The 26,534-nt window shown below is 68.5% G+C and carries 29 protein-coding genes; 4 read left to right on the forward strand and 25 right to left on the reverse strand.

The annotated features are described in order from the left end of the window. Positions 1-184: 184 nt before the first annotated feature. Complete coding sequence (locus tag AC11WY_RS16030; RefSeq protein ID WP_482927319.1) at positions 185-679, reverse strand: heme-degrading domain-containing protein; 495 nt, start codon at positions 677-679, stop codon at positions 185-187. Positions 680-722: 43 nt separating this feature from the next. Further along, complete coding sequence (locus AC11WY_RS16035) at positions 723-2,330, reverse strand: acyl-CoA dehydrogenase family protein (RefSeq protein ID WP_482927321.1); 1,608 nt, start codon at positions 2,328-2,330, stop codon at positions 723-725. Positions 2,331-2,450: 120 nt separating this feature from the next. Between AC11WY_RS16035 and AC11WY_RS16040 the strand changes: the two genes are divergently transcribed. The 4 genes from AC11WY_RS16040 to AC11WY_RS16055 all read left to right on the forward strand — a co-directional run bounded on the left by AC11WY_RS16040 (position 2,451) and on the right by AC11WY_RS16055 (position 6,617). Then, positions 2,451-2,753: an FtsB family cell division protein gene (locus AC11WY_RS16040; protein ID WP_482927323.1), complete on the forward strand. Its 303-nt coding sequence runs from the start codon at positions 2,451-2,453 to the stop codon at positions 2,751-2,753. Between the two features lie 184 nt (positions 2,754-2,937). Then, positions 2,938-3,927: a pyruvate dehydrogenase (acetyl-transferring) E1 component subunit alpha gene (gene pdhA, locus AC11WY_RS16045; protein ID WP_482927325.1), complete on the forward strand. Its 990-nt coding sequence runs from the start codon at positions 2,938-2,940 to the stop codon at positions 3,925-3,927. A 12-nt stretch (positions 3,928-3,939) separates the two neighbouring features. Next, a complete protein-coding gene (locus tag AC11WY_RS16050; RefSeq protein WP_482927327.1) occupies positions 3,940-5,301 on the forward strand; it encodes a pyruvate dehydrogenase complex E1 component subunit beta in 1,362 nt (453 codons plus the stop codon). Between the two features lie 11 nt (positions 5,302-5,312). Then, a complete protein-coding gene (locus tag AC11WY_RS16055) occupies positions 5,313-6,617 on the forward strand; it encodes a pyruvate dehydrogenase complex dihydrolipoamide acetyltransferase (protein WP_482927329.1) in 1,305 nt (434 codons plus the stop codon). 118 nt (positions 6,618-6,735) lie between these two features. On the opposite strand, the gene cysE is transcribed toward AC11WY_RS16055, so the two are convergent. The 23 genes from cysE to AC11WY_RS16170 all read right to left on the reverse strand — a co-directional run bounded on the left by cysE (position 6,736) and on the right by AC11WY_RS16170 (position 26,447). Continuing rightward, positions 6,736-7,548, reverse strand: a complete 813-nt coding sequence (gene cysE / locus AC11WY_RS16060) for a serine O-acetyltransferase (protein ID WP_482927331.1) — start codon at positions 7,546-7,548, stop codon at positions 6,736-6,738. A gap of 25 nt (positions 7,549-7,573) precedes the next feature. Beyond that, on the reverse strand, positions 7,574-7,918 hold the full coding sequence (locus tag AC11WY_RS16065) for a DUF7742 family protein (protein ID WP_482927333.1): 345 nt from the start codon (positions 7,916-7,918) through the stop codon (positions 7,574-7,576). Between the two features lies 1 nt (position 7,919). Continuing rightward, positions 7,920-8,630, reverse strand: coding sequence for a DUF2793 domain-containing protein (locus AC11WY_RS16070; RefSeq protein ID WP_482927335.1), 711 nt, complete (start codon positions 8,628-8,630; stop codon positions 7,920-7,922). Beyond that, a complete protein-coding gene (locus tag AC11WY_RS16075; RefSeq protein ID WP_482927337.1) occupies positions 8,623-12,507 on the reverse strand; it encodes a baseplate multidomain protein megatron in 3,885 nt (1,294 codons plus the stop codon). Before AC11WY_RS16075 ends, AC11WY_RS16070 begins: the two co-directional genes overlap by 8 nt. Before the next feature lie 12 nt (positions 12,508-12,519). Beyond that, on the reverse strand, positions 12,520-12,951 hold the full coding sequence (locus AC11WY_RS16080) for an NlpC/P60 family protein (RefSeq protein ID WP_482927339.1): 432 nt from the start codon (positions 12,949-12,951) through the stop codon (positions 12,520-12,522). After that, the gene (locus AC11WY_RS16085) at positions 12,948-13,844 is read right to left on the reverse strand and encodes a DUF2163 domain-containing protein (RefSeq protein WP_482927341.1); all 897 of its coding nucleotides are present in this window, start codon (positions 13,842-13,844) and stop codon (positions 12,948-12,950) included. The genes AC11WY_RS16080 and AC11WY_RS16085 overlap by 4 nt, the downstream gene beginning before the upstream one ends. After that, on the reverse strand, positions 13,841-14,473 hold the full coding sequence (locus AC11WY_RS16090) for a phage distal tail protein, Rcc01695 family (RefSeq protein WP_482927343.1): 633 nt from the start codon (positions 14,471-14,473) through the stop codon (positions 13,841-13,843). The genes AC11WY_RS16085 and AC11WY_RS16090 overlap by 4 nt, the downstream gene beginning before the upstream one ends. 9 nt (positions 14,474-14,482) lie before the next feature. Next, positions 14,483-15,139, reverse strand: a complete 657-nt coding sequence (locus tag AC11WY_RS16095) for a phage tail tape measure protein (protein WP_482927345.1) — start codon at positions 15,137-15,139, stop codon at positions 14,483-14,485. Between the two features lie 3 nt (positions 15,140-15,142). Further along, positions 15,143-15,334, reverse strand: a complete 192-nt coding sequence (locus AC11WY_RS16100) for a rcc01693 family protein (protein ID WP_482927347.1) — start codon at positions 15,332-15,334, stop codon at positions 15,143-15,145. After that, positions 15,331-15,654: a gene transfer agent family protein gene (locus tag AC11WY_RS16105; RefSeq protein WP_482927349.1), complete on the reverse strand. Its 324-nt coding sequence runs from the start codon at positions 15,652-15,654 to the stop codon at positions 15,331-15,333. The genes AC11WY_RS16100 and AC11WY_RS16105 overlap by 4 nt, the downstream gene beginning before the upstream one ends. Beyond that, entirely contained in the window at positions 15,654-16,064 is a 411-nt protein-coding gene (locus AC11WY_RS16110) for a phage major tail protein, TP901-1 family (protein WP_482927351.1), read from the reverse strand. Before AC11WY_RS16110 ends, AC11WY_RS16105 begins: the two co-directional genes overlap by 1 nt. Before the next feature lie 70 nt (positions 16,065-16,134). Continuing rightward, the gene (locus tag AC11WY_RS16115) at positions 16,135-16,542 is read right to left on the reverse strand and encodes a DUF3168 domain-containing protein (protein WP_482927353.1); all 408 of its coding nucleotides are present in this window, start codon (positions 16,540-16,542) and stop codon (positions 16,135-16,137) included. Then, positions 16,539-16,877 (reverse strand): head-tail adaptor protein, encoded by a 339-nt coding sequence (locus tag AC11WY_RS16120; RefSeq protein WP_482927355.1) that lies wholly within the window; start codon positions 16,875-16,877, stop codon positions 16,539-16,541. Before AC11WY_RS16120 ends, AC11WY_RS16115 begins: the two co-directional genes overlap by 4 nt. Next, positions 16,874-17,473: a head-tail connector protein gene (locus AC11WY_RS16125; RefSeq protein WP_482927357.1), complete on the reverse strand. Its 600-nt coding sequence runs from the start codon at positions 17,471-17,473 to the stop codon at positions 16,874-16,876. The genes AC11WY_RS16120 and AC11WY_RS16125 overlap by 4 nt, the downstream gene beginning before the upstream one ends. A 148-nt stretch (positions 17,474-17,621) precedes the next feature. After that, entirely contained in the window at positions 17,622-18,818 is a 1,197-nt protein-coding gene (locus tag AC11WY_RS16130; protein ID WP_482927359.1) for a phage major capsid protein, read from the reverse strand. A 38-nt stretch (positions 18,819-18,856) separates the two neighbouring features. Then, positions 18,857-19,411: an HK97 family phage prohead protease gene (locus AC11WY_RS16135; RefSeq protein WP_482927361.1), complete on the reverse strand. Its 555-nt coding sequence runs from the start codon at positions 19,409-19,411 to the stop codon at positions 18,857-18,859. A 10-nt stretch (positions 19,412-19,421) separates the two neighbouring features. Continuing rightward, entirely contained in the window at positions 19,422-19,667 is a 246-nt protein-coding gene (locus AC11WY_RS16140) for a GTA head formation protein, RCAP_rcc01685 family (protein ID WP_482927363.1), read from the reverse strand. Next, on the reverse strand, positions 19,664-20,854 hold the full coding sequence (locus AC11WY_RS16145) for a phage portal protein (RefSeq protein WP_482927365.1): 1,191 nt from the start codon (positions 20,852-20,854) through the stop codon (positions 19,664-19,666). The genes AC11WY_RS16140 and AC11WY_RS16145 overlap by 4 nt, the downstream gene beginning before the upstream one ends. Before the next feature lie 239 nt (positions 20,855-21,093). After that, positions 21,094-22,437 carry a DNA-packaging protein gene (locus tag AC11WY_RS16150; RefSeq protein ID WP_482927374.1) on the reverse strand — a complete coding sequence of 448 codons (1,344 nt, stop codon included), beginning with the start codon at positions 22,435-22,437 and terminating at the stop codon, positions 21,094-21,096. Further along, positions 22,388-22,669 carry a hypothetical protein gene (locus AC11WY_RS16155; RefSeq protein WP_482927367.1) on the reverse strand — a complete coding sequence of 94 codons (282 nt, stop codon included), beginning with the start codon at positions 22,667-22,669 and terminating at the stop codon, positions 22,388-22,390. The genes AC11WY_RS16150 and AC11WY_RS16155 overlap by 50 nt, the downstream gene beginning before the upstream one ends. A 239-nt stretch (positions 22,670-22,908) precedes the next feature. Further along, complete coding sequence (gene mltG, locus AC11WY_RS16160) at positions 22,909-24,081, reverse strand: endolytic transglycosylase MltG (RefSeq protein WP_482927369.1); 1,173 nt, start codon at positions 24,079-24,081, stop codon at positions 22,909-22,911. Next, positions 24,081-25,343 (reverse strand): beta-ketoacyl-ACP synthase II, encoded by a 1,263-nt coding sequence (fabF, locus tag AC11WY_RS16165; RefSeq protein WP_482927371.1) that lies wholly within the window; start codon positions 25,341-25,343, stop codon positions 24,081-24,083. The genes mltG and fabF overlap by 1 nt, the downstream gene beginning before the upstream one ends. Positions 25,344-25,466: 123 nt before the next feature. Further along, positions 25,467-26,447, reverse strand: coding sequence for a DUF2971 domain-containing protein (locus AC11WY_RS16170; RefSeq protein ID WP_482927373.1), 981 nt, complete (start codon positions 26,445-26,447; stop codon positions 25,467-25,469). Between the last annotated feature and the right edge of the window lie 87 nt (positions 26,448-26,534).

Here is a 26,534-nt window from a genome sequence, read left to right on the forward strand (position 1 = left end):
GAGGACGAGTCCGTCCGAAAACCAGCTTGCCGCCATGACGGCGGCTGCGAAAGCCCGAAACCGGAGCACTTTGCCCGAACGCAGCCTCACCGCAACGATCAGGCAGCCAAATCGGCGCAGCCGAAGCGCTTGATCAGACGTTCCTAAACTCCGAGTATTTTCGCCAAGAAGAATGGGGGCGCGGTCAGGCGGGCAGGTCGTGGTCCGCCGGGTCGAGGCCGAGGAATGTGCACACGCCGAAGGTGGCGAGGCGGTGATCCTCGCGCTGCGGCAGGCCCGAGACGGTGACGCAGGCGACGACACCGGTGCCGCTGACGTGGATCGGGAAGCCGCCGCCATGCGCGGCGTAGTCGGCCGGGTCCATGTTGCGGTCGGGGCCGAGGGACTGGCCGCGCGCCTCCAGCATCCGGCCGAAGCCGTAGGACGAGCGATGGGTGCGCAGCACGGTGGCCGACTTGCGGCGGATCCAGTCGGCGTTGTCGGGCGCGGTGCCGGGCATGGTGGCGGCGAAGAGGACGCGCGCGGCATCGCGGATGTCGATGGCGACCGAGAGGCCCTGCCGCGCCGCCTCTTCCCGGATCAGGCAGCCGAGGCGGAAGGCATCATCCTCGGTGAAGCCGGCGAAGCGGAGCAATTGCTCCTGCTGCGCGATGGCGGCGATGTCACTGTCCAGGCTCATGAGTCCCTCCGGTTGCGCCGGAGAGAATGCCCGAGGCGGCGGCTCAGGTCGAGGGGCCAAGCCGGGCGATCAGCGCCGCGGTGTCGAGGCCCGCGACCGCGCCGGGGGTGCGCCCGCCCTCGCGGGCCAGGCGGGCGGCGGCGTAGCCGTCGGCGACGGCGGGGGCGGCATGGCGGATCAGGGTGGCGGCGGTCAAGAGCGTGGCGAGGCTTTCGGCGAACCAGCGCGCCTGCGCTTCGGGCGGGGGGCCGGGCCAGCGGGCGCGGTGGGCGGTGAGCGCCGCGTCATAGCGGCGGTCGGCGCCCCTTGCGGCGTCAAGGTCGGCATCGACGGCGGCGGGTTCCTTCGCGACGGTGCGCAGGATGTCGAGGCAGATGACGTTGCCCGAGCCTTCCCAGATGCCGTTCAGCGGCGCCTCGCGGTAGAGCCACGGCAGGGCGGTTTCCTCGACATAGCCCATGCCGCCCATCACTTCCATCGCCTCGGCGACGAGTGGCGGGCAGAGCTTGTTGGAGAGGTATTTCGCCAGCGCCACGGCGAGGCGGGCGAAAGCGCGCTGGGCGGGGTCGTCGAAGGCGGCGGCGACGCGCAGGCCGAGCGCCGTGGCGCCCTCCCAATCGAGCGCGAGGTCGGCCAGAACCGCCTGCATCAGCGGCTGGTCGATCAGGCGGCGCTGGAAGGCGGTGCGGTGGCTGACCCAGTGATGCGCCTCGACCAAGGCCGCGCGCATGATCCCGGCGGGGGCTATGGCGGTGTCGAGGCGGGTATGGTGGACCATGGCGAGGATGGTGCGCACGCCTGCGCCTTCGTCGCCCAGCCGATGCGCCAGCGCGCCGTCATACTCGATCTCGGCCGAGGCATTAGCGCGGTTGCCCAGCTTGTCCTTCAGCCGCAGCAGACGGATGGCGTTGCGCTCGCCCTCCAGCCAGCGTGGCAGGAGGAAACAGGTGAGCCCGCCGGGGGCCTGTGCCAGCGTCAGGAAGCCGTCAGACATCGGGGCCGAACAGAACCATTTGTGACCGGTCAGACGGTAGTGCGGGCCGTCAGGAATGGCGCGGGTGCTATTGGCGCGCAGGTCCGAGCCGCCCTGCTTTTCGGTCATCGCCATGCCGAGGGTGGCGCCCTGTTTTTGCGCCAGTGGTGCCACCGAGGGGTCGTAGTGGCGCGAGGTCAGCTTCGGCCGCCAGTGCGCCGCCAGCACCGGGTCGGCGGCCAGCGCGGGCACCGCGGCATAGGTCATCGTCATCGGGCAGCAGGTGCCGGGCTCCACCTGCGTGTGCAGGTAAAGGAGCGCGGCATGGCTGACATGACCGCCCGGCGCGCCCTCCCAGGGCAGCGCGGCATAGCCCGCGCCGAGACCCTCGGCCATCAGGCGGTGGTAGGCAGGGTGGAACACGACCTCGTCGAGCCGTCGCCCGCCCGCATCGAAGAGCCTGAGGTCGGGCGCAACCCGCATCGCCTCGCGGCCCGCCGCGCGCAGATCGGCGGAGCCAAGCACCCGACCCCGCGCCGCCAGATGCGCGGCGTCGCCGCCCATCGCGGTCGCCATCGCCCTCAGCGCGGGGTCGTCGGCCCAGAGACCGGCATCGCCGCGGGCGGGCGGCTGATTCGTCACCTCATGTCCGGGCAGCAGGGCGCGTGGCGGCAACATGGCAACTTTCCTTCACAAGCGGGGCACCTGTTTGGAAAAATGCCACTGGGGGATTCCCAAAGCGACTCCTCTGTGCAAGAATCGCGCAGAGGGTCCGCAGAGACCCGGGCGAGGCAGAGCATGACCGGCAAAAAGAAGCGCCCCCCGATCGGCGCGATGACCTACTTCGCGGTGGCCTTCACCGCCGGGACCTATTTCACCTTCGCCGCCGTGCAGGGGGATTATGGCATCTTCCGCCGGGTCCAGGTCGATGCCGAGGCGCGCGATCTGCGGGCCGAACGTGACAGTCTGCAGGCACAACTCGACGTGCTGAAGAACAAGACCCGGCGGCTGTCGGACGGTTTCCTCGACCTCGACCTGCTCGGCGAGCAGACGCGCGATGTGCTTGGCTACATGCGCCCCGACGAGGTCGTCATCCGCTGAGCGGGGCGTTTTCGCGGCGGTCCGGTCAGCGGACCCGACATCCCGGCCCCCCCGGCCGCCAGCCCCGCCGAGCCATGCAATTGCCGCCCGCCCCGGTCGGCGAAATTGCTCTCGCCCTGTGTTTTCCGATACGCTATAGGTGGTTTAACATTAAACTATCTGCGCGACGATGGGAGGCCCCGGCATGGCGACGCGAAAGACACCGGCCAAATCGAATACGTCCAAAGACGACCTGCTGCACTACTACCGCGAAATGCTGCTGATCCGGCGATTCGAGGAGAAGGCGGGACAGCTTTACGGGATGGGGCTGATCGGTGGGTTCTGCCACCTCTACATCGGGCAGGAGGCAGTCGTCGTCGGGCTGGAGGCCGCCGCCGAGGACGGCGACAAGCGCATCACCAGCTACCGCGACCACGGCCACATGCTGGCCTGCGGCATGGACCCGAAGGGCGTAATGGCGGAACTGACCGGGCGCGAGGGCGGCTACAGCCACGGCAAGGGCGGCTCGATGCACATGTTCTCGAAGGAAAAGCACTTCTACGGCGGCCACGGCATCGTCGGCGCCCAGGTGCCGCTGGGCGCGGGTCTGGCCTTTGCCGACAAGTATCTGGGCAACAAGCGGGTGACGTTCGCCTATTTCGGCGACGGCGCGGCCAACCAGGGCCAGGTCTATGAGGCCTACAACATGGCCGAACTGTGGAACCTGCCGGTGATCTTCGTGATCGAGAACAACCAGTATGCGATGGGGACCAGCATGAAGCGGTCCACCAAGTCGAAGACGCTGTGGGAACGCGGCGAGGCTTACGGCATTCAGGGCGAGGCTGTCGACGGGATGGACGTGCAGGCGGTTCGCGCCGCGGGCGAAAAGGCGGTTGCGGTCTGCCGCGCGGGCGAAGGCCCCTACATCCTTGAAATGATGACCTACCGTTACCGCGGCCACTCGATGTCGGACCCGGCGAAATACCGCACCCGCGAAGAGGTGCAGAAGATGCGCGACGAGAAGGACGCCATCGAGCACGTCCGCGAGCTGATCCTGCAGGGCGGCCACGCCACCGATGACGACCTGAAGGCGATCGACAAGGACATCAAGGCCCGTGTCAACGAGGCCGCAGACTTCGCCAAAGACAGCCCCGAGCCCGCGCTGAGCGAGCTTTGGACCGACATCTACGCCTGAGGGGGAGACACCATGGCAACCGAAATTCTGATGCCCGCGCTGTCGCCCACGATGGAAGAGGGCACGCTGGCGAAATGGCTGGTGAAGGAGGGGGATGTGGTCAAATCCGGCCAGATCCTCGCCGAGATCGAGACCGACAAGGCCACGATGGAATTCGAAGCGGTGGATGAGGGGATCGTCGGCAAGCGCTTGGTCGCCGAAGGCACCGCGGGCGTGAAGGTCAACACCCCGATCGCCGTGCTGGTGGAAGAGGGCGAAAGCGTCGGTGCCGCGCCGAAAGCCGCGCCTGTTGGCGCCGCGCCGGTGGCAGAGGCCGCGAAACCTGCCGCCGTCGCGACCGCCCCGGTCGCCGTCGTGTCGAACGCCTCGCCCGACTGGCCGACAGGCACGCCGATGAAGACGATGACCGTGCGCGAGGCGCTGCGGGAAGCGATGAGCGAGGAAATGCGCTCCACCCCCGAGGTCTTCCTGATGGGCGAGGAAGTCGGCGAATACCAGGGCGCCTACAAGATCAGCCAGGGCATGCTGGACGAATTCGGCGAAAAGCGGGTGATCGACACGCCGATCACCGAACAAGGATTCACCGGCATCGCGGTCGGCGCGGCCTTCGGCGGCCTGCGCCCGATCGTCGAGTACATGACCTTCAACTTCGCGATGCAGGCCATTGATCAGATTATCAACTCGGCCGCCAAGACGCTTTACATGTCGGGCGGTCAGATGGGCTGCCCCATCGTGTTCCGGGGGACCAACGGGGCGGCCGCCCGCGTCGGCGCCCAGCACAGCCAGGACTACGCCGCCTGGTATGCGATGGTGCCGGGCCTCAAGGTGGTGATGCCCTATTCGGCCGCCGACGCGAAGGGTCTGCTGAAAACCGCGATCCGCGACCCGAACCCGGTGATCTTCCTCGAGAACGAGATCCTCTATGGCCGTTCGTTCGAGGTTCCGGACCTGCCCGATTTCACCATCCCCTTCGGCAAGGCCCGAATCTGGCGCACGGGCACCGACGTGACCATCGTCAGCTTCGGCATCGGCATGCACTACGCGCTGGAAGCCGCTGATATCCTTGCAAAAGACGGCATCAGCGCCGAGGTGATCGACCTCCGCTCCCTGCGCCCGATCGACTACGATACCGTGCTCGCCTCGGTGATGAAGACCAACCGCTGTGTCACGGTGGAGGAGGGATGGCCCGTCGGCGCGATCGGCAACCACCTGTCGGCCACGATCATGATGCGCGCCTTCGACTACCTCGACGCGCCGGTGATCAACTGCACCGGCAAGGACGTGCCGATGCCTTACGCCGCCAACCTCGAAAAGCTCGCGCTGGTCACCACCGCCGAGGTCGTCGAGGCCGTCAAATCCGCCTGCTACCGCTGAGGAGAGATCGAATGGCCACGCAAATCCTGATGCCCGCCCTCTCTCCGACGATGGAGGAGGGGACGCTGGCGAAATGGCTGGTGAAGGAAGGTCAGGCGGTGAAATCCGGCGACATCCTCGCCGAGATCGAGACCGACAAGGCCACGATGGAATTCGAGGCGGTGGACGAGGGGATCATCAGCAAGCTGCTGATCGCCGAGGGCACCGCGGGCGTGAAGGTCAACACCCCGATCGCCGTGCTGGTGGTGGAGGGCGAGTCGGCCGACGCTTCTCCGGCCGCGAAATCCGCGCCCGCCGCCGCCCCGGCGGCTGTTCCGGCCCCCGTCGCAGCAACCGCCCCCGCCCCGGCCGCCGCGAAACCCACCGGCGCCCGCGTCTTTGCCTCACCGCTCGCCCGTCGCATCGCCGCCGAGAAGCGGTTGGACCTGACCGCCGTCACCGGCTCGGGCCCGCACGGCCGCATCGTCAAGGCAGATGTCGAGGGCAAACCCGCCGCACCCGTCGCCGCTTCGACCCCGGCCCCCATCGCCGTGCCCGCCCCGGCGTCCGCGCCCGCAGCCCCTGCCGCAACGGCGATGCCCACCGGCATGTCGGCCGAAATGGTCAGGAAGATCTACGCCGACCGCGCCTATGAGGAAATCACCCTCGACGGCATGCGCAAGACCATCGCCGCCCGTCTGACCGAGGCCAAGCAGACCATCCCTCACTTCTACCTCCGCCGCGATGTGCAGCTCGACGCGCTGCTGGCCTTCCGCGAGACGCTGAACGCCCAACTCGCCACCCGCGGCATCAAGCTTTCGGTGAACGACTTCATCATCAAGGCCTGCGCGCTGGCGCTGCAGGCCGTGCCTGACGCCAACGCCGTCTGGGCCGGCGACCGCATCCTGCGGCTGAAACCCTCCGATGTGGCCGTCGCCGTGGCGATCGAGGGTGGCCTTTTCACCCCCGTCCTGCGCGACGCCCACCTGAAGTCGATCTCGGCCCTCTCGGCGGAAATGAAAGACCTCGCCGCCCGCGCCAAGACCCGCAAGCTTGCCCCCACCGAGTACCAGGGCGGCAGCTTCGCGATCTCGAACCTCGGGATGTTCGGCATCGACAGCTTCGACGCCGTGATCAACCCGCCGCACGGCTCGATCCTCGCGGTCGGCGCCGGGGCGAAGAAGCCCGTGGTGCTGAAGGATGGCACGGTCGGCGTCGCCACCGTGATGTCGATGACCCTCTCGGTCGACCACCGCGTGATCGACGGCGCGCTTGGCGCCGCGTTCCTGAAGGCAATCATCGAGAACCTCGAAAGCCCGGTCGCCATGCTCGCCTGAATTCGGGAACAAGGCACGACGACGGGCCGGGCCGCCAAAGCCCGGCAACCCGCACTTTCGATCCTCAAATATCCTCGGGGAGCGCGAGGGGCAGACAGCCCCTCGCCTCGGTGCCGCCTCAGAACCCGTCTTCGCTCAGCAACTGGTCCATCTTCACCGACGGCTGATCGCACCCGGCGTCACCCACGATCCGCGCGGGCACCCCAGCCACCGTCTTGCAGCAGGGCACGTCGTGCAGCACCACCGACCCGGCGGCGATCCGTGAATTCTCGCCCACCCGGATATTGCCCAGCACCTTTGCACCCGCGCCGATCATCACGCCGTTGCCGATCTTCGGATGGCGGTCGCCATCCTCCTTGCCGGTGCCGCCCAGCGTCACCGAGTGCAGCATCGACACGTTGTCACCCACCACCGCCGTCTCGCCGATGACGATCGAGTGGGCGTGGTCGATCATGATCCCGCGCCCCATCCGCGCCGCCGGGTGGATGTCCACGCCAAAGACCTCCGACACCCGCATCTGGATCAGGTAGGCCAGATCTTGCCGTCCCTGCGTCCACAACCAGTGACCGACCCGGTAGGCCTGCACCGCCTGATAGCCCTTGAAGAACAAGACCGGCTGCAGGAACCGATGGCAGGCCGGATCGCGATCATGCACCGCCACGATGTCGGCGCGCGCCGCCTGCCCCAGACCCGGATCGCTGGAATAGGCCTCGTCGGCGATCTCGCGCAAGATCTGCTCGCCGATCTCGCCCGAGGCAAGCTTCAGCGAAAACCGGTAGGCCAGCGCGCGTTCCATCGTCGGGTGGTGCAACAGGCTCGAATGCACCAGCCCGCCCAACAGCGGCTCGTTGCGCAACGCGGCGCGCGCCTCTTCGCAGATGCGCGTCCAGACCGGGTCGATCGTTGCTACCTTGGCTCTGGTTTCGGCCATGCTGCGCCCTCCGCTTTCGGCTGTATTACACCAGATAGTCGACCGTTTTCATCCTGAAAGAGCGGCAGCTCGAAAAAACCGGCAGGTGCGGGCAACGCCGCAGCGCCAACCGCCCCAGCACCATCTGCAGGCAGTCGAGGTAGTCCGGGTCGCTCAGAAACGGTTCGGGTGCCTGCGGCCACCGGCTTGCCGCCGCCATCAGGCTGCCGTTGCCCCAGTTCGGGTGGGCACGGCCCAGCCTCTTGCGATAACGGTCGGCCTGCTCCGCCTGGTCGATCATGCGCACCAGCAGCGCCTGTCGCTCCACCGGCTCGAACGCCAGCAGCGCCCGCGCCGCTGCGATCACGTCACCCATCAGCACGGCCCGCATGTCACATCCCCGGCAGGCTGAGGTCCAGATAATGCACCGCGATCCGCACCCTGCCGCCCGCAAACACGCCGCCCGTCGCCGTCAGCAACAGCGGCGCCGCGCCCCAGTAGGTCATCGGCTGCGACAGCATCCCCCGCGCATAGGATCCCGCGCCAAGGCCCAGCCCGCTGCCGAACCGATTCGCCGCCGCGGCGGAGCCCAACTGCCACGACGTCAGTGTTCCCGTCACCGCCACCAGCACCCGCGCCGTCACCGCGATCACCATCACGCCCGAGGCGATCTGCCCCGTGGTGGTCGAAACCGCCCCTGCCCCGATCACATGCTCGAACTCGTCCACCTTCAGGAACGTCCCCGCCCCGCTCGGCGACAGCGCCAGCGCCCCCGCCTGCCATTCGCTGCCGTCATGCAGCACCGTCACGCTCTCGTCGGCGATGAACCCGCGCCAGCCGCGCTTTGGTATCGCGAAGACCCAGCCGCCGTTGGCGAAGGTCGCCACCGCGCCATCCTGCCCCGCCCAAGCGTTCACCGCGCCCGAGGGCACCGCATAACTCGTCCCCTCCTCGGCGCTCGCGGGCGGCGTCGTTGCCGTCCGCGAGGCCAGCACCATCTGCGTCAGCCCGTCGAGCCGAGCAAAGGCCTCGTTCACCGTAACGTGCTTCTGCGCCTGCGAGGGCGACAGCAGCGGCAGGTTCAGTTGCGACGTATCAGCCATGGATCAAGATCTCCGTAAAAGGTCCGGCGCCGAACCGGTCCGACAGTTGCGCCACCGCGACGCGATAGTCTCCGCTCACCCCGTCCGCTGCTCTCGCGGCCGCCGCGTAAGTCCAGCCCTGCGTGCCCACGGTTTCCTCGCGCACGATCCCGGCGCCGGTGAGCACCCGCACCAGATAGTTTTCCGCAGTTTCGCCCAGCGGCACATCCAGCCCCGCCCAACTGTCCCCGTCGATCCGCGTCCGCCGGACCCAGCTCAAGCTGATATCCCCCGACCCCGCCGCCACCAGTTGACACGGCGAATAGGGCCTGAGCCCGATGCCCGTGAAAGCCTCCACCAGATGCACGTACGACGGATCGTCATAGCCCCGCGCCGCCGGTCCGATCCGGTAGTTCTGCGCGATCCCGCGCAAGCTCGCCGCCAGGTCGATCTGCGGCACCGCCGAATTCAGCAGCACGACATAACTCCCCACCGGCCAGACCTCCGGCATCACCGCATCCGTCCCGGCCTGCCCCCGCAACCGAAGCGTCAGGTCATAGACCCCCGGCGCCACCAGCACGGCATTGGCGAACTGGAACACCTCCCAATTGTCCGAAGACCCATCGCCGATCGCCGCCAGATTGGCCCCGTTCAGCACGTCGCCCATCGCCGCCGAACTCAGCGCGCCACCGTAGACCGTCACCCGCAGCGCCTCGCCCCGATCCCAGAGCCCCGGCACCGCGCGCGCCAGTGGCCCCTGCGTCACCCCCACCACGGCAGGCGCCGTCAGCGTCAGGTTCAGCCCATAGCCCGCATCCGAGGCCGCCGCATAACAGGCCACCGACCCTGGCCAGGGCGTCGCCGTCACCGCCAGATGCGGCGCCTGCGGCGCCTCATCCCCGGACAGCAGTGGCAGATCGAGGAACAGCGGAAACACCGGCACCGGCGCGGTGAACGCACGCGGGCTCACCGCCCCGGCCACCGCGTCGCTCGGGGTGTAGACCTGCGCCTCCACCCGCACCGCCTCGATCGCCCGCGCGCCTGCATCCTCCACCCGGTCGATGCGGTAGTCCGCCCCGTCCAGCGTCACCACATCCCCCGCGCCCAGTCTCGCCTGCGAGGGTGGCAGCGCGAACTTCACCATATCCCGTGCCACCCGCGCTTCGGCCAGCCACCGTTCGGTGATCGCCCGCCCCTCTCCTTGCGTCAGCACCAGCGGCAGATCGCTTTGCGCCACCGATCGTTCCGCCGCATCGGGAAACGCCGCCTCGGCCGAACGGACCTGATAGTCCCCCTCGGCCTCGACAAAACTCAAGCGCACCCGCGCCGCCGTCTCGCCCAGCGCCGCCCGTGCGCTTTCGATCGTGCCGGACGCCCCCCCGTCAACCATCCGCTCCGGCGCCAGCGCCGCCGCCGACCGTCCCCCGCGCGACGGAAAGCCCAGCGCCCCGTCCCGCTCGGCCGCATCGAAAGCATAGCCCAGCATCAGGGGTTGCAAGGCCGTGCGCGCCGTCCCCGTCTCCGCCAGCGCATAGCCGCGCACATAACCGTAAAGGTCGCTCACATCGACCGCCGTCACCCCCGACGCCGCGCAAATCTCCGCCACCACGTTCGCCAGCGGCTGGCCAGAGGTGCGCCCGGTGATCCAATGCCCGGTCGCGTAATTCGCGCCATCCGCCCAGAGCGCCGTATCGTTCGGGAAATACGGAAATGGCCGCGCGTCCCAGGCCCAGACATGGGCGTGGTCCATATCCACCATCGCCCCGCCGTAAACGTCCGAGACCGGGTTGTGCCCCGCATCGCCCCAATACCCGATCATCGCCCGCAGGTACTGCAACTGGATCAGATCATCCCGCGTCCCGCGCGAGAACCGGGGCACGCTCGATTCCGACGACTTGGGGTCGACGAACTTGTTGGGCTCGTTGGTGCCCTTGTCGATCGCCGGGCAACCCATCTCGGTGAACCGGATCGGCTTGCCCTGCGGCATCCAGGGCGTCGGCACCGCCGCCCGCATCCCGTCCGGGCGCTGGTAATGCGCCAACCCCCACCAACTCGCGAAATCCTTCGCGCGGTAAACCCAGGGCTCGCCATAGGCGCCATCCTCGATCGGTGTACGCAACTGGATCGCCTCCGCCTCGGGCGAGCCGTAGTACCAGTCGTAATCCTTGCCGCCCTGCACATTGGCCATCAGATAACCGAGGTTGTAGATCGACCCCCAGTCCGCATCCGCCTGATCCGCCGCATCGCGCCAGTCCGACAGTGGCAAGTAGTTGTCGATGCCGACGAAATCGACGTTGTCATCCGCCCAGAACGGATCGAGCGGGAACCACAGCCCGCCTTCGGGGCTCTGATACGCGCCATACTCCGACCAGTCCGCCGCGTAGCCGATCTTCACTTCCGGTCCCAGGATCGCCCGGACATCCGCCGCCAGCGCGCGTAACTGCGCCACCGCCGGAAATGAGTCCCCCGCCCCGCGCGCTTGCGTCAGCCCGCGCAACTCGGACCCGACGCAGAACGCATCCACGCCCCCCGCCAGTGCCGCCAGATGCGCGTAGTGCAGGATGAAGCGGCGATAGCTCCACTCGTCCGGGCCGCTGTAATGAACCATCCCGCCCGAAACGCTGAAATCCGACGCCTGCGCCGCCCCGAAGAACGACGCCACCTCCACCCCGGCCACAGCACTCCGATCCGGCGAGCCCGTCCTCCCCGGCGCGACCGACAGCGTGATCCGCCCCCGCCACGGCAGCGCCGGCTGATCCACCGTCCCGGTCCAGGGGTCGGTCAGCCCGTTCCCCGCCAACGGGTCCATCAGCAGGAACGGATAGACCATCACCTCCTGCCCGCCCGCCCGGATCGCCCGGATCGCCTCGATCACCGACCCGTCGGCGGGTGTGCCGCCATAGACCGGCCGCCCCTCGACCTGCGGCACCACCTGCGCCGCAGACCGCCCGATCCCGCCCGCGCGCCAGACCATGCCGACGCCCTCGACCGCCGTCTGCTCCACCTTCGGCTGCACCAGGCACGACCCGCAGCGCAGATCGCCCCCGAACCAGCTCACGACCAGCGACACCGACCGGCAGCCCGGCAACTCCTCGCCCAGAACCTCCAGCGAGGTCGCGAAATCCGTCTTGCCCGAGGGCGTGTTGACGTTGACCGAGGTATTCACCCCCAGACCCGCCGCATAATGCACCGGCGTCGTCGCCAGCGCATATTCCCCCGTCCCCGGCATCATCGCGACACCCTTCACGCCGGTCACAAGGTCCGGCAGCCCCTCGGCCATCGCAGGCCGCATCACCTCGAAGGTGAACTGCGGCACCCGGTTGCCGAACGGCCCCAGCGCCAGATCCTCGATCGCCACATAGGCGATGCCGCGATAGGCGGGCGCCATCCCCGCCCCCTCCACCGCCTCGATCTTGGGGTCCGGCTGCTGGTCCTCCGACCCCGTATAGACCCGCAGGTTCAGCGTATCCCGCGCGATCTCGGCGCCATCGGCCCAGATGCGCCCGACCCGCGTGATCTCGCCCTCGCAGAGCGCAATCGCCAGACTGACCGTGTAGGAATAGCTCGTCACCTTCGGCTGCCGTGGCGCGCCCTTGCCGCCGCTCGAGGTCTGCGAATGCTCCAGAAACCGCGTCGCCCAGATCACCTGCCCGCCGATCCGCACCCGGCCCCAGACCCGCGCCACCGGCGCGCCCTCGCTGGCCCCGGTCAGCGAAAACCGCTGCACCCTCCCGGTCTCGACCGCGTGCGAGCCTGCCCCCAGCAGCCGCTGGTCGAGGGCGCGCCCCAGGGTCGCCCCGACCGCGCGCCCGATCACCGCGCCGGAAAGCCCCAGCACCGTGCCGCCAAAGCCCGAGCCGACCGCCGCACCGACCGCCGATAGCAGAATGGTCGCCATCACGCGCCTCCTTCATGGAAATTCGAACCGCGCCACGACCCGTCGCGCCCAGGGGGCGGTCAGCGGACTCTCCACCACCCGATGCCCGGAATAGGCATGGATGAAAGAGGGCCCCGCCCCGACCGCCCCCGCGATGCCCAGATGCTTGGCGATCCCGCCCGCCCGCATCCGGAACAGCAACACATCCCCCGGCGCCGCCTGGCCCAGGGGCTTTTCGACCAGCCATCGCTGCGCCGCCGACCAGAGCACCTCGTGCCCGCCCGGCTCCGCCCAATCGTCTGTGTAGGGCGGCACCGGCTCCGGCTCGCCGCCGTAGATCTCGCGCCACACCCCCCGCAGCAGGCCAAGGCAATCCGCCCCCGCCCCGTTCACGCTTGCCTGATGCCGGTAGGGCGTGCCGATCCAGCCCCGCGCCGCCGCCACCGCGCGCCCGCCCTGGGTCACGACAGGCTCCCGCCGTCGTTCACCCCGGCCGTCGTCGGGTAGGACGTCAGCCAATCCTCCCCCGGAATGCCGGGGAATCCGCGAAAGTTCAGCAGGTTGTGGAACTTCAGCCGACAGGTCGCGCTCAATCGGTCGCAGCCCGCCTCGATCCGCACGATGTCGCCCGGCACCACCTCCGCACCCAGGCCCTGCCACAACTCCACCACGCGCCCCGCGTCGCTCAGCCGGTCATTCTTCACCACGCCGACCAACCCCGCCGCGGCCCCGTTCAGCACCACGACCCGCCCGCGTTCGAACCAGCGATCGTCGTAGCCCGCGAACCCGGAGAAGCCGAACACCCGCGCCGCATCGACCCTCTCCACCGCCACTTCGGCGAAGTATCCCGGCTGCGTCAGGTCGAACCGGCACCGCCCGTCGCCCAGCACCGCCGCGCAAGAGGTCTGGAACACCTGCCCCTGCGCCGTGTTGATCTGCTCGGTAAGCCCGCGCAGCTCGGCGTGAAACGCCCCCGCCCCGCGGGTGATCTGGCCGAACGTGCCGTTGAACTGCAACACCCGCGCGCCCACATCCGCCCAGTTCACCAGCCAGACCCGGACCGCAGCGCCATCGAACCGCCCCGCCAGAATGTCCGCCTCGGTCACCGCCGCATCCGACAGCGCCCCCACCGCTTCCGCGTTGTCGATGCCCAACCCCGTCGTCTGCAACAGTGCCGAAGCCGTCATGCCAGAGCTTGCCTTGAACACGATCCCCTCGAAGCTCAGATCGCGGTCGTGGTCGGTAAACCCGAACACCCGCCCGTCGGTCCGCACCACCCCCCAGGCCCGCGCCACCGTGGTGGCCCCGGTCGCCAGATGCGCGTATAGCGCCCCGGCGCCTGATGAACCCACGCTCACAGCCGCAACTCCACGACCGGCACGCTCGGCACATGCCCCGCCTGAAAGTTGGAGATCGAAATCGAAATCCGATCCGTGTCGAACCGCACCGGCACGTCGAACGCGAACCCGGCGGTGATCGTCACTCCCACATCCGGCGCGTCGGTGAACGTCACCAGCCCCGTCGCCGCGTCCACCGTGAACCCGATCGTTTCGCGCAGTGGCACGCCCTGCACGGCGGCCAGCACCGAGCCCGCCACCGGCTTGGCGATGACCCGCGTATAGCTCTGCTCGCCCGAAAGGTAGGTCTTGGCCAGCGCGAACACCCGCGTCACCCCGTCGCCCGTCCCGATCACCTGATCGGTCGGCGCCGGATCGGCCGAGGGCAGACAGGACTTCCAGTCCGCCCAGTCCTTCCAGCGAAACCCGTAAAGCTGCCCGCCCCGCGCCTCGAAAAACGCGATCAGCGCCTGCACATCATCCAGGCTCCGCAACCCCAGCCCGGCATCATAGTGATGCAGCGACTGCGCCCAGGGCGTGTTGCGCTCTTCGAACCCGTTCGCCAGCGTCACGATGTCCGTGCGCCGCTGCGGCCCGCCGGTCGACCCGAACCCGAGGTTCGCCGGAAACCGCACCTCATGAAACCCCATCGCCGCCCCCTATCCGTTCCGCTGTCCCTGCGTCAGCAACCGGCCCATCTGCGCCGCGATCTGGCCCTGACTGCGCTGGAAGCCCGTCACGTCCGGCGTCGTGATGTTCATCACCACGTTCACCGCCTGCCCGCCGCCCGCGCTCTGCACGCCCAGCCGCCCGTCGGGCCCCCGCGTCAGCGGCATGATCGCCTCCGGCCCCGCCTCGCCCATCAGCCCGGTGCCGCCCCGCATCGGAAAGCTGGTGGGCTGCGACACCACGCCGCCGGTTGCAAAGGGCATCACCCTTCCTTGCGAAAACGCGCCGCCCTTGGCGAAGGGCAGCGCCCCCGCCACCGCCGATTGCAGCCCGTTCGCGATGAAACTCCCCACCGCGTTCTGCACCGGCTTCATCGCCACCGCGTAGACCGTGTCAGCCATCGACTTCGCCACCGACTGCAGGGTCTGCGACAGCGTCGCCCCATCGAACACCAGCCCGTCAAAGGCCCGCCTCAGCCCGGTGCCGATCCCGGTCGACAGGCTGGTGACTTCCCTTCCGGTCGCCATCAACCCGTCCCGCATCCGGCTCAACTCGCCGTCGAACGCCGCCGCCATCGAGGCCGAAGAGCCCAGCGTGACCTCCAGCGCCGCGATCTGGTCGCCCAGTGCCGTTGTATCCACCGCCATCGCCTATCCCTTTCGTTGATCCGGAAACGCCCGCACCAGGTCCGCCAGCCGCGCCCGCGTCAACGGCGCCGCCCCCGCCTCGACCCCCAGCATCAGGAGCAGCTCCACCGGCGTCAGCCGCCAGAACGCCTCGGGGCTCAGGGACGCTCCCCTGAGCCCCGCCCGCAGCAACGCCGCCCAGTCGAACCCCTTCACCCCGCCGACCCCGGCAATGTGAAGGCCCGCGCCAGCAGCTCCGCCGCCACCCGCGCCGCCTCGACCGGCCCGCCGCCGATCTCCACCGTCCGCAATTCCGCCGCCGTCCCCTGCCAGCCGCCGCCGCGCAGCCCCGCGACGATCAGCGCCAGCACGTCGCGGGTCGAAAACTTGCGCCCCTCGAAGCGCTCGACCAACTCCACCAGCGTCCCCGTCGCCAGCTCCGCCTCCAGCTCGGCCAGCGCGCCCAGCGTCAGCTTGCAGACATGCCGCCGCCCGTCGAGCATCAGCCCGACCTCGCCCGCCCAGGGGTTTGCCATCAGAGTGCCGTGAACGTCAGCGCACCCGCCGAGGCGAGCGACAGCGAATAGGTCGCCTCACCGTCATAGTTCCCGACATACTCGACCGAGGTGATCTGGAACGCCCCCTGCACCACCCCGAAATCCGGGATGATCACCTGAAACTCCGGCGTGTCGCCCGCGAAGAAGATCGCCCGCGCCCGCGCGTCGGTCGCATCGTCCCTGAACACGCCCGAGCCCGAGATTGCCGCCGTCCGCACCCCCGCGCCCGCCAGCAACTCGCGCCAGCCACCGCTTTCAAGGCTGGTGACGTCGACCGTATCGGCGTTGAAGGTCAGCCGCGTCGCGCGCAGCCCCGCCAGTGTCCCGAACGTGCCGTCGCCGGTCATGTCGAGCTTGATCAGAAGGTCTTTGCCGCTTTGGGCACCCATCACGATTCTCCGTTTTGCATCCGTCGCGCCCGATCAGTTCGTCAGGCATCCATCCGATTTCGCGCGGGGCCTAGCCCTCCACCCGCGCCCGAAACACCAGGTCGATCCGCCGCCCGGCCCCGTTCGACACGCGCCGGGCCGTCGCCTTCAGGAAGCCCAGCGACACCAGCCGCCCGCGGCTCAGGCTCAGGTCCGCCCCCACCAGTGCGTCCGACACCGCCACCGCCGCCGCCTTCGCCTGCTGAAAGCCCATCGCATCCGTCACGACGCTGACCGTGAAGCGATGCTCCGCCCCGTCGCCAGTCTTGTCCGAAGCGTCACGCACCTCCTCGGGGCCGATCAGCACGAACGTCCCCGTGCCCGCCCCCGGCGGCACCGCGTCATAGACCGCGGCCCCGACCAGTGCGCTCAAGCCAGCGTTCCCCGCCAGCCGGGCGAACACTGCCGCCTGCAACGCCGCTGCCACCGCGTAACTCATGCCGCCACCTCCTCCTCGGCGAAGCAGGTCAGGAACCGCCCCTCCGCATCCGCCTCGGCCACCGCCAGGATGCGGAACACCCGCACCCCTTCGCGGAACCGCTGATCCGGCCGCGGCCGTGACGGCGCCCCCACCGGCGCCGCCCGCACCGTGATCCGATATGCCGCGACCGACGCCGTCACCGGGTCGGCCGCCACCGCGCGCCCGGAGCCCGGCTTCACCTCGGCCCACAGCGTGCCGAGCGCGGCCCAACTGTCGCCGTAGCCGCCCGCCCCATCCGGCACCCGCGCCAGCGCCTCGAGGTGCAGCGCCCGGTTCAGCCGGGGCGCGTTCATGCCACGCCCCCGCCCAGCACCCGCACCGTCCGCCACCGCTCGATCAGCGCCATCACCCCGAACGGCATCGCGCCCGCACCGGCGCCGCCCTCGTGGCGCAGTTCGTAATACTGCGCCGCCAGCAGCAGCACCGCCTGCCGCAGATCGGCCGGAACATCGCCCCAGGCCGGGCCGAAGCCCGCCGCGAACACGATCTCCACCGCCCCGTCCTGCGGCACCGTCGGCAGCAGCACCCCGACCGAGACGATGCGCGGTCGCTGCAAGTCCTTCACCAGCCGCCAGCGCGCCGCGTCGACAACCGACTCCGCGCCGTCACTGTCCACCAAAGTCACCGAGGCCACCGCCTGCACCGGCGCCAGCGGCAACGGCTGCACGCCCGGCTCGCGCCAGTCCGCCAGCTCCAGCCAGAATGCCCGCTGGATCAGCGCCTTGCCGATCCTCCCCTCGATCGCCGCCAGCGCCGCCCGCAGGTAGCTTTCGGCCAGCGCGTCCTGCTGGCCGTCGTCGGCAAAGCCGGTGCCCAGCCGCAGGTGGTCCTTGAATTCCGCCACCGGCAGCACCGCTTGGGGCACCGGGGCCTGCTCGATCAGCATCATGGCATCACTCCGAATTCGGCCTCCGCAAAAAAGGGGCGCGCACCACCCGCGTCGCTCGGACGGAGGGAGCTGCTAGACGACACCGGGCCAGACCGGCACGCGCCCGGCCGGGCCGGGGTTTGCCCCGGAACCGGCCTTCCCGCTGGCGTCAGGCCACCGCGAACTTCAGAAGCTTGATCGCCGCGAAATCGCTGACATCGCCGCCGACCCGCTTGGAGGCGTAGAACAGCACGTAGGGCTTGGCCGAGAACGGATCGCGCAGCACGCGCAGGTCGGGCCGCTCGGCGATCGTGTAGCCGCTGCGGAAGTCGCCAAACGCGATCGCATAGGCATTGGCCGCGATATCGGGCATGTCCTCGGCCACCAGCACCCGGTAGCCCATCAGCCGCGCGGGCTCACCCGCCTGCAGGCCATCGGCCCACAGGAACCGGCCGTCCGCGTCCTTCATCTTGCGCACCGCGCCCGCGGTCTTCGAGTTCATCACGAAGGCACCATTGGCGCGGTAGGTCGAGTCGAGCGCATAGACCAGATCGACCACCGCGTCCGAGGCGTTCGTCGTGGCGAAATCGCCCGCATTGCCGGTGGCAACATAGCCAAGCTTGCTCCAGGTCCACGAGGCGTCCGCCACCGTCGGATGGGCGAGGAACCCCTTGGGCTTGTCCACCCCGTCGCCCGAAATGAACGACTGCGCCTCGGCGCGGGCGAACTTGTCGGCGATGCGCTCCGCCAGCCAGCCCTCGATGTCGAAGGCGCTGTCGTCCAGCAGACGCTGGCTCGCCTTCGGCATCGCCGACAACTCGTTCAGCGGGATCGAGATGCGGTCGATCTGCGGGGTGGCGCTTTCGGCGATGCTGCCCGACTCGGTCGCCCAGCCGGTGCCCACGTCGCTGTGGTCGATCAGCACGTCGAAGGTCGTCGACTCCACCGTCACCACATTGGCGATCGAGCGGATCGAGGCCGAGGATTTCAGCGCCGAGCGGATCGTCGCCGCGGTCTGCGGGTCGACCAGATAGCCGCCGTCCGCCGCAACTGCGGTGTTCAGCGCCTTGCCCTCCAGCACGAGGCAGCGAAGGCCGCCATCATCCCCCGAGCGCAGATAGGCGTCGAACGCCTTCTGATGCGGCGCCTCGATCTCGGTGGCCATCGAAAGGGCCGGGCGGCCCGCGGTCATGGTCTTGCGATCCAGCATGGTCAGTCGCTCTTCCTGTTGTTGCAACGTCGATTTCATCTCGTCCTGGAAGCTCTTGAATTCCCCCAGAAACCCGGCCAGCGCGGTTTTCACCTCGGCAACCGGCAGTCGGCCGTCAGGGCCACCGGCCCCGGCCTTCGTCTCGCTCATCGTCATCTCCGTGTTCCTCTGATGGATGAAACGCCAAAGGCCGCTCAGCGCGCGGCCAGTTCCCGGCGTGCGTCCTCGAAGGCCGCCGCCACCTCGCGCCAGACGGCATCGGGTGCTTCGGCCTTAGCCGCCACCCGCGCCTGGGGAAGCATCGGAAAGGTGACTAGCGACACCTCCCAAAGCTCCAGTTCCGTCAGGGTGCGCTGCCCCTTGGCGTCCTTCGTCGCAGCCACCGTGCGGTAGCCGATCGACAGCCCCTCGATGGCGCCCGCGCCCACCAGCGCCGCCGCCTCGCGCCCCTTGGCTACGTCGGTCAAAAGCCGCCCCTTGACCCAGAGCCCGTGCTTGTCCTCGCGCACCTCGTCCCAGACGCCGATCGGCTGCGCGGGGTCGTGCTGCCACAGCATCTTCACCCGGCCCCCGCGCGCCGCCAGCGCGGTCAGCGAGGCCGCATAGGCCCCCGCCAGCACCACATCGCCGCCCTGATCGCGCAGACCGAAGACCGAGGCATAGCCCTCCACCGTCGCGCCATCCGTGACCACCAGTCCCGGCGCCACCTGCTGGAACTTCCGCTCCAACCCGTAATCCATCACATCCATTCGGAAATCCTCACTTGATGATCGCCCGCACCAGAACCTCGGCACCCTGCGCCAGCAGGAAGGTGGCAACGCCGTAGACCCCGAGCCACAGCCGTCGTTCCACCCGCTCCAGCGTCCCCTCGATCTGGTTCAGCCGGTATTCCAGGCCGCCCCAGCGTTCCTCGGCGACCCGCTCGTTCGCCTCCACCCGCGCCGCTGTCGCATCGAAACTGTCGTAAAGGTAGCGCGAGCCCGGCGCCGCCCGCCGCGCCGTCATGGCGCCTCCGGCAGCCGTGGCAGGCCGAGGATCGCCCGCTTCTCGGCATCGCTCAGGAACGTCGCCGCCCCCACCCGCGCCCATTGCTGATCGCGTTCGGCGGCCAGCGCGGGCACCTGGTCGAGGTCCGGCCGGATCTCCACCACCTCGCCGGTGAAGCCCGAAAGCCAGTGCGCCACCGCCGCCGTCACCCGCGTCGCCATGGGCAGCACGGTCAGCCGGTAGAACGCCCGGTTCGCCTCCTGATAATTCGCGTAGGTCGCGTCGCCCGGTATGCCCATCAGCATCGGCGGCACCCCGAAGGCGGTGGCGATCTCGCGCGCCGCCGACTCCTTCGTTTTCTGGAACTCCATGTCGCTGGGCGAGAACCCCATCGGCTTCCAGTCTAGCCCGCCCTCCAGCAGCATCGGCCGCCCGGCATTGCGCGCGCCCTGATGGTAGCTTTCCATCTCCGACACCAGCCGGTCATACTGGTCGCTGGACAGGCTCCCTTGCCCGTCCACCCCCTTGTAGACGATCGCCCCCGACGGCCTTGCCGCATTGTCCAGCAGCGCCTTCGACCAGGCCGACGCGCTGTTGTGCACGTCGATCGCCACCGCCGCCGCCTGCAACGGCGAAAAGCCGTAGTGATCATCCTGCGGATGAAAGCTCTTGAGGTGGCAGACCGGCGCCACCGGCCCCGTCATGTCGAACCTCAGCTTGCGCGCCCCTACCGTATACTCATAGGCCACCGGCCAGCCGTCCGCCCCCGGCACCGCCGCCATCCGGTCCGAGCGCAGCACATGCAACTCGCCCGGCAACCGGTCGGTGCCCATCACCGCCTCCAGATAGCCGTTGCCCGACAGCAGAAGCTGGCCATAGAGCGCCTCGAACAGCTCCGCCCGCCCCTGCGCCCCGTTCGGCCGCGACAACAGCCCGACCAGCGGATGCAGGTCATAGCGCCGGTCGGCATCCTGAAACACCAGCGGCAGCGCGGCCGCCGCCTCGGCGATCAGCCGCACCGCGCGAAACCCCACCGGGTTCGCCATGAAACCCGTCCGCGTCAGCGACCCGGTGTCGCGCGGGCTCCAGGCCACCCGGCCCCCCGCCCCCGCCCAGGCGATCACCGGCCCGGTCGCCGAGGCCTTGCGCTCCGGCACCACCGGCGACACCGGCACCGCCCCGCGCCGCAGAAAATCAAACACCATCCATCCGCTCCTCATGTCCGTGCCTCATCCGCGCCCGGGCCGTCTCCGGCCGACCTGCGCCTCTGGCGGGAGTATTTGGACCAAGAAGAACGCGAGCGCCGACAGCGCCCGCACCCACTTTCGGTCCTGAGATATCCTCGGGGGTGAACCCCGATCCGGAAACCCTCCAGTGGAGGGTTTCCGGGGTGAACGCCCGGCCGCGTGGGCCGGCCTGGGGGGGCAGACAGCCCCCCGGCGCTTTACAGCCCGCGCACTCGCGGCGCCTGAAACGCTCGCGCCGGGTCGATCATCAGGTCCGTCAGCGCCCAGACCAGCGCGTCCACCCGGTCCGGGCTGCCGGTGCCCTGATAGCCCCGCACCGACATCCGGCCCATCTGCTCCTCCAGCGCGCCCAGCCCGCGAACGTGCTTGACCCGGCCCTGCTCGTACAAGGCCGCCACCGGCTCCGCCCGCGCCGCCTTGCCGCGCGTGGCGCGCACCGCGCGGAACGGCACCAGCGCGTCGACCTGCCGGATCACCCGCTCCACCAGGTCGCCGCCCTGGTTCACCTCGGCCACCAGCCGGTCGGCGCCATGCCGATGCATCGCCGCCACCGCCGCATGCGCCCATTGCGCCGGAGACGCCCCCTCGACCGAGGCATCCTCCAGCACATAGACCCGCCAGTCCTGCGGCGGCCCCTGCATCACCACGCCCGCCACCACGATCCCGCAGGCATCGGCCTTGCTGCCCCCCGTCACTGGCGGGTCCACCGCCACCACGATGCGGTCGAGCTTCGGCACCGTGGCAACCTGCGCCGCCTCCAGCGCCGCGAGCGGCCAGAGCGCGCCGTCGACATCCTCGATCAACTCGCCGTCCAGTTCCTGCCGACCTAGCCGCTGGCCCTGATAGCGTGCCCGCACCTCCTGCAGGAACGAGGCCGCCAGATAGGCCCGGTTCGCCTCGGTCGGCGCATGGGTCACCACGGTCGAGGGGTTCTGCAGGATCGCCTTCAGCACGCCGACGTTCTTCGGCGTCGTCGTCACCACCTGCCGTGGCAACTCGCCTAAGCGCAGCGCGAACTGCAACATGTCCCAGGCTTCGCCCGCCTTCTTCCACTTCGCCAGTTCATCGACCCAGGCCGCGTCGAACTGCGGCCCCCGCAGGCTTTCCGGTTCATGCGCCGAAAAGACCTGCGCCACCGCCCCGTTGGGCCAGACCAGCCGCTTGCGCCCCGCCTCCCATTCCGGTCGCCGGTCGGGGGGCGAGCAGGCCAGGATCCCGCTGTCACCGAAGATCATCACCTCGCGCACCTGATCCACCGTCTCGCCGACCAGCGCCACGCGCCTCGATCGGCCAGGGTCGGTCGGGCGCGCGCCCTCCACCTCGGCGCGCACCCACTCGGCCCCGGCGCGGGTTTCCCCCGCGCCGCGCCCGCCCATGATCACCCAGGTCCGCCAGGCCCCCACCGGGGGCAACTGATGCGGCAGCGCCCAGAACTCGAACATCCACGGCAGCGCCAGCAGCGCCTCGTCGCTCAAGCCGTTCAGAAACGCGTCAACCGTCTGCGGCGTCGCGGAGGCAAGCCAGGCGGCGCCCGATCTCAGCGCGCGCCCGGTCGAAATCGAGGGCGTAATCGTGAACGATTCCCTCGGCGTCTTTGCGGAGTTTTTCAATGGTCGCCCTTTCGTTCAGCACCGCGAGCAGCGCCTGCCGGAATTCCCGGGCATAGCCCAGCGCCTCTTTCGCCGCCTTCGGATCGCCGTCGCGCGCCTCGTCGATGACAAGCGCGAAAACGTCGGCCGCCGTCTCGTAAAGCAGCGTCGCGTTCGAAATCATCGAACGCGGCGCAGCCCCGTCACCGGGTGTCTGTGTTGTCATGTGATTGCGAACCTGCCCCTCTTGCCGGTCCGCCCGAGAGAAACGGAAAAGCGGCGCCGGGTTGCCCCGTGCCGCTTGCCCACCTCTTCTAGCATGTCACAACGTATACCTTGGACCGCCCGGAAGGTCAAGCATAAAATCCAGCGGGATCAATGGTTTGTCGCGCGCAGCGTTAACCCCTCGTTAACCCGCCCGCCTCAGTTGCCCGCGTCCGGGGCGATCCCCTGCGCCGCCTCGATCGCCCGCCACTTGGCCACGTTCTGGTTGTGCTCGGCCAGCGTCTCGGCAAAGGCGTGCCCGCCGGTCCCGTCCGCCACGAAATACAGGTATTTCGTGTCCGCCGGATGCAGCGCCGCCGCGATGCTCGCCTGCCCCGGATTGGCGATCGGCCCCGGCGGCAGCCCGTCGATGACATAGGTGTTGTAGGGGTTGGCGATGGCGCGCAACTCGCTTTGCCTGAGGCCGCGCCCCAGTGTGCCCTGCCCCTTGGTGATGCCGTAGATCACCGCCGGGTCGGTCTGCAACTTGATCCCCTGCGCCAGCCGGTTGAGGAAGACCGAGGCGACCTCGGCCCGTTCGCCCGCCACCCCGGTTTCCTTCTCGATCAGCGAGGCCATCACCATTGCCTCGCCCGGCGTCTTGTAGGGCAGCCCCGCCGACCGCCCGCCCCACAGTTCGGCCAGCGTCGCCGCCTGCCGCGCCTGCATCTCGGCGATCAGTTGCACCCGCGGCTCGCCCCTGGTCACGTCATAGCTCTCGGGCGCCAGGCTTCCCTCCTCGGGCAGTCTGGCGACGTCCCCGGTCAGGAAGTCCGCCTTCTTCAGACTGTCCACCACCTGCCAGCTTGTCGCCCCCTCGGCCAGCGTCACGCGGTAGCGCGTGTCGGGCACCTTCTCCGCATCGCTGTATGCCTGCGGCACCGGGTCCGGGCCCACATCGAATTTCGCCACCTCGACAAAGGCTTCCGTCGCCGGGTCGAGCGTGCGCACCACGATCTGCGCATCCGTCACGCCGACGCGGAAGTTCACCTCGGTGCCGCAACTGCTCTGCCCACCCTTGGTCAGCGTGTCGAAGATATCGCTCATCGAGGTGCCGGGCCGCACCAGATAGCTGCCGAACTTCAGCCCCTCGGGCTGGCCGGAATACTGTGCCCCCAGCCGGAAGATCGTCGCACTCGAAATCGCGCCCTGCGTCAGCAAGACCTTGCTGACCGACGACACGCTGGCGCCCTTGTCCACCCGCACGCAGACCGCCTGCGCCAGCGGGCCCGGCCCGGTATAGGTCTTCTCGCCCCAGGCGACGAGCCCGGCGATCCCCGCCAGCGCCACGATGAACAGCGTCAGCGCGTTCGAGGCGAGCGAGCGCCACATCAGCCGTGAACCCGGCCGAGCACGAGGCTCGCATTGGTGCCGCCAAAGCCGAACGAGTTCGACAGCGCCACATCGATCTTGCGCTTCACCGCCACGTTCGGCGCCAGATCCAGCACCGGCGTCACCGCAGGGGTATCCAGATTGATCGTCGGCGGCGCGATCTGGTCGCGCATCGCCAGCACGCAGAAGATCGCCTCCACCGCGCCCGCCGCGCCCAGCAGGTGCCCGATCGACGACTTCGTCGACGACATCGTCGCACCCGCCGCCGCGTCGCCCAGCAGCCGCTCCACCGCGCCCAGTTCGATCGTGTCCGCCATGGTCGAGGTGCCATGCGCGTTGATGTAATCCACCGCCGACGGCGCCAGCCCCGCCCGCTTCAGCGCCATCTGCATCGCGCGATAGCCGCCCTCGCCGTTCTCGCTCGGCGCGGTGATGTGATAGGCGTCGCCCGACAGCCCGTAGCCCAGCACCTCGGCATAGATCTTCGCGCCGCGCGCCTTGGCGTGCTCGTATTCCTCCAGCACCACCACCCCCGCGCCCTCGCCCATCACGAAGCCGTCGCGATCCGCGTCGTAGGGGCGGCTGGCCTTCTGCGGCTCCGCCCCCCGCTTGGTGCTCAGCGCCTTGCAGGCATTGAACCCGGCGATGCCGATCTCGCAAATCGGGCTTTCCGCGCCGCCCGCGATCATCACATCGGCATCGTCCCACTGGATCAGCCGCGCCGCATCGCCGATCGCATGGGCGCCGGTCGAACAGGCCGTCACCACCGCATGGTTCGGCCCCTTGAACCCGAACCGGATCGACACCTGCCCCGAGATCAGGTTGATCAGCGCGCCCGGAATGAAGAACGGACTGACCCGCCGCGGCCCGCGTTCCTTCAGCAAGACCGCCGTTTCCGCGATCGACGACAACCCGCCGATGCCCGAGCCGATCATCACGCCCGTGCGGCAGCGGCTTTCCTCGTCGGTCGGCTCCCAGCCCGAATCCTTCACCGCCTGCACCGCGGCCGTCATCCCGTAAAGGATGAAGTCATCGACCTTGCGCTGGTCCTTGGGTTCCATCCAGTCGTCGGGGTTGAAGGTGCCGTCCGAGCCATCGCCGCGCGGAATTTCGCAGGCATAGGTGGTCTGCAAATGGCTCGCGTCGAACTTGGTGATCGTCCCCGCGCCCGACTGCCCGGCCAGCAGACGGCTCCACGTCGCCTCCACCCCGCAGGCCAGCGGCGTCAGCATCCCCAGTCCCGTAATCACCACCCGACGCATCCGCACCCCCGTCCTGCCTTCGACACCGGCGGAGAGATACACGGGCTGGGCGCGAGGTGCAATCGGCGAGGGCAAAGGGTGGCGTATGGTTGCCATACCCCAACTCGTACTGAATTTGGACCGCTATTCAAACGGCACTTCCTGGTAGGTAGGATGGTTGGGATCGGGGACAGCTCTAACCAAGCGAGCCAACGGATACTTAGAGGCTAAGATTTCACGAATGCGCCGCGAGGTTTGATCGCTGGACTTGCTACCCAATATCACGCGGTCAACCGCGTCAGGCGGGAAATCAATCAGGTGGATGGGATCGCTTGATTCGCCAACAATCCTGTCAACTTGACCTTCCTTCGCATAGAGCCTCCACTCACACTCATATGCCCAATCGGTTGTCTTTGAAATGAAGGCAGCTTGCACGTTTTCAAACGGCTCATCCAACTTCCCGTCAAAGTAGGTAACCTTCTGCAACCGCGTGTCCTCGCCATTCTTGCGGCGTCTGAACCATTCGTGCTCGGAACGAAACGCTACAACAAATCCACGGTTATTGTTCGCGTAGTGCGCCCACATCGGCGCAATATCCATGCGATCAGAAAGCGAAAAGCACAGCAATTCTCGCCCCATCCGCTCTAACAGACGCAATATATTCATTGGGTCGTTGAAATGGGGGACAAGCATGGTTTCGGCTGCAACCTGCATCATTTCTCTGACGGTTCCCGCGAAATCCCCCCCGAAATGCTGATCTGCCAAATCAAGGACGACATCGACAGGCAACGCTCCTAAACCATTCTCTGCAAGGATCTTGGCTGTAAGTTCACGAACGGACTCGCGGCTGACCGTCAAATCCATTTGATCTGAGAGCAATTGACAGAACTTCGGCCCGGCCAATTTCTCGAATGTCAATCGCACCTCGAACAAGTCATTTGTATTGAATAATGGAGTAAACCTGACGACTCCTCCCTCAAGAACATTCTCAATCCGCTCCTCAGGCAGATACTTGTAGAGATACGGCGGCGGTGGCGGAGCTTCATCGAAGTCATTCAGGTTGAAAAGGCTTATCCCCCTGAGTCCGGCACCCACCACATCTGGTGCTGACGGCCTGCCGGTCATTCGTTCGTTGATTTCAGCTGACGGTGTTCGGATTGGAGGGGGTTTCTGTTGATCTCACGGAGGAGACGCTGTTCGGGCGCCTCTTGC

This window comes from Solirhodobacter sp., from assembly GCF_964715405.1.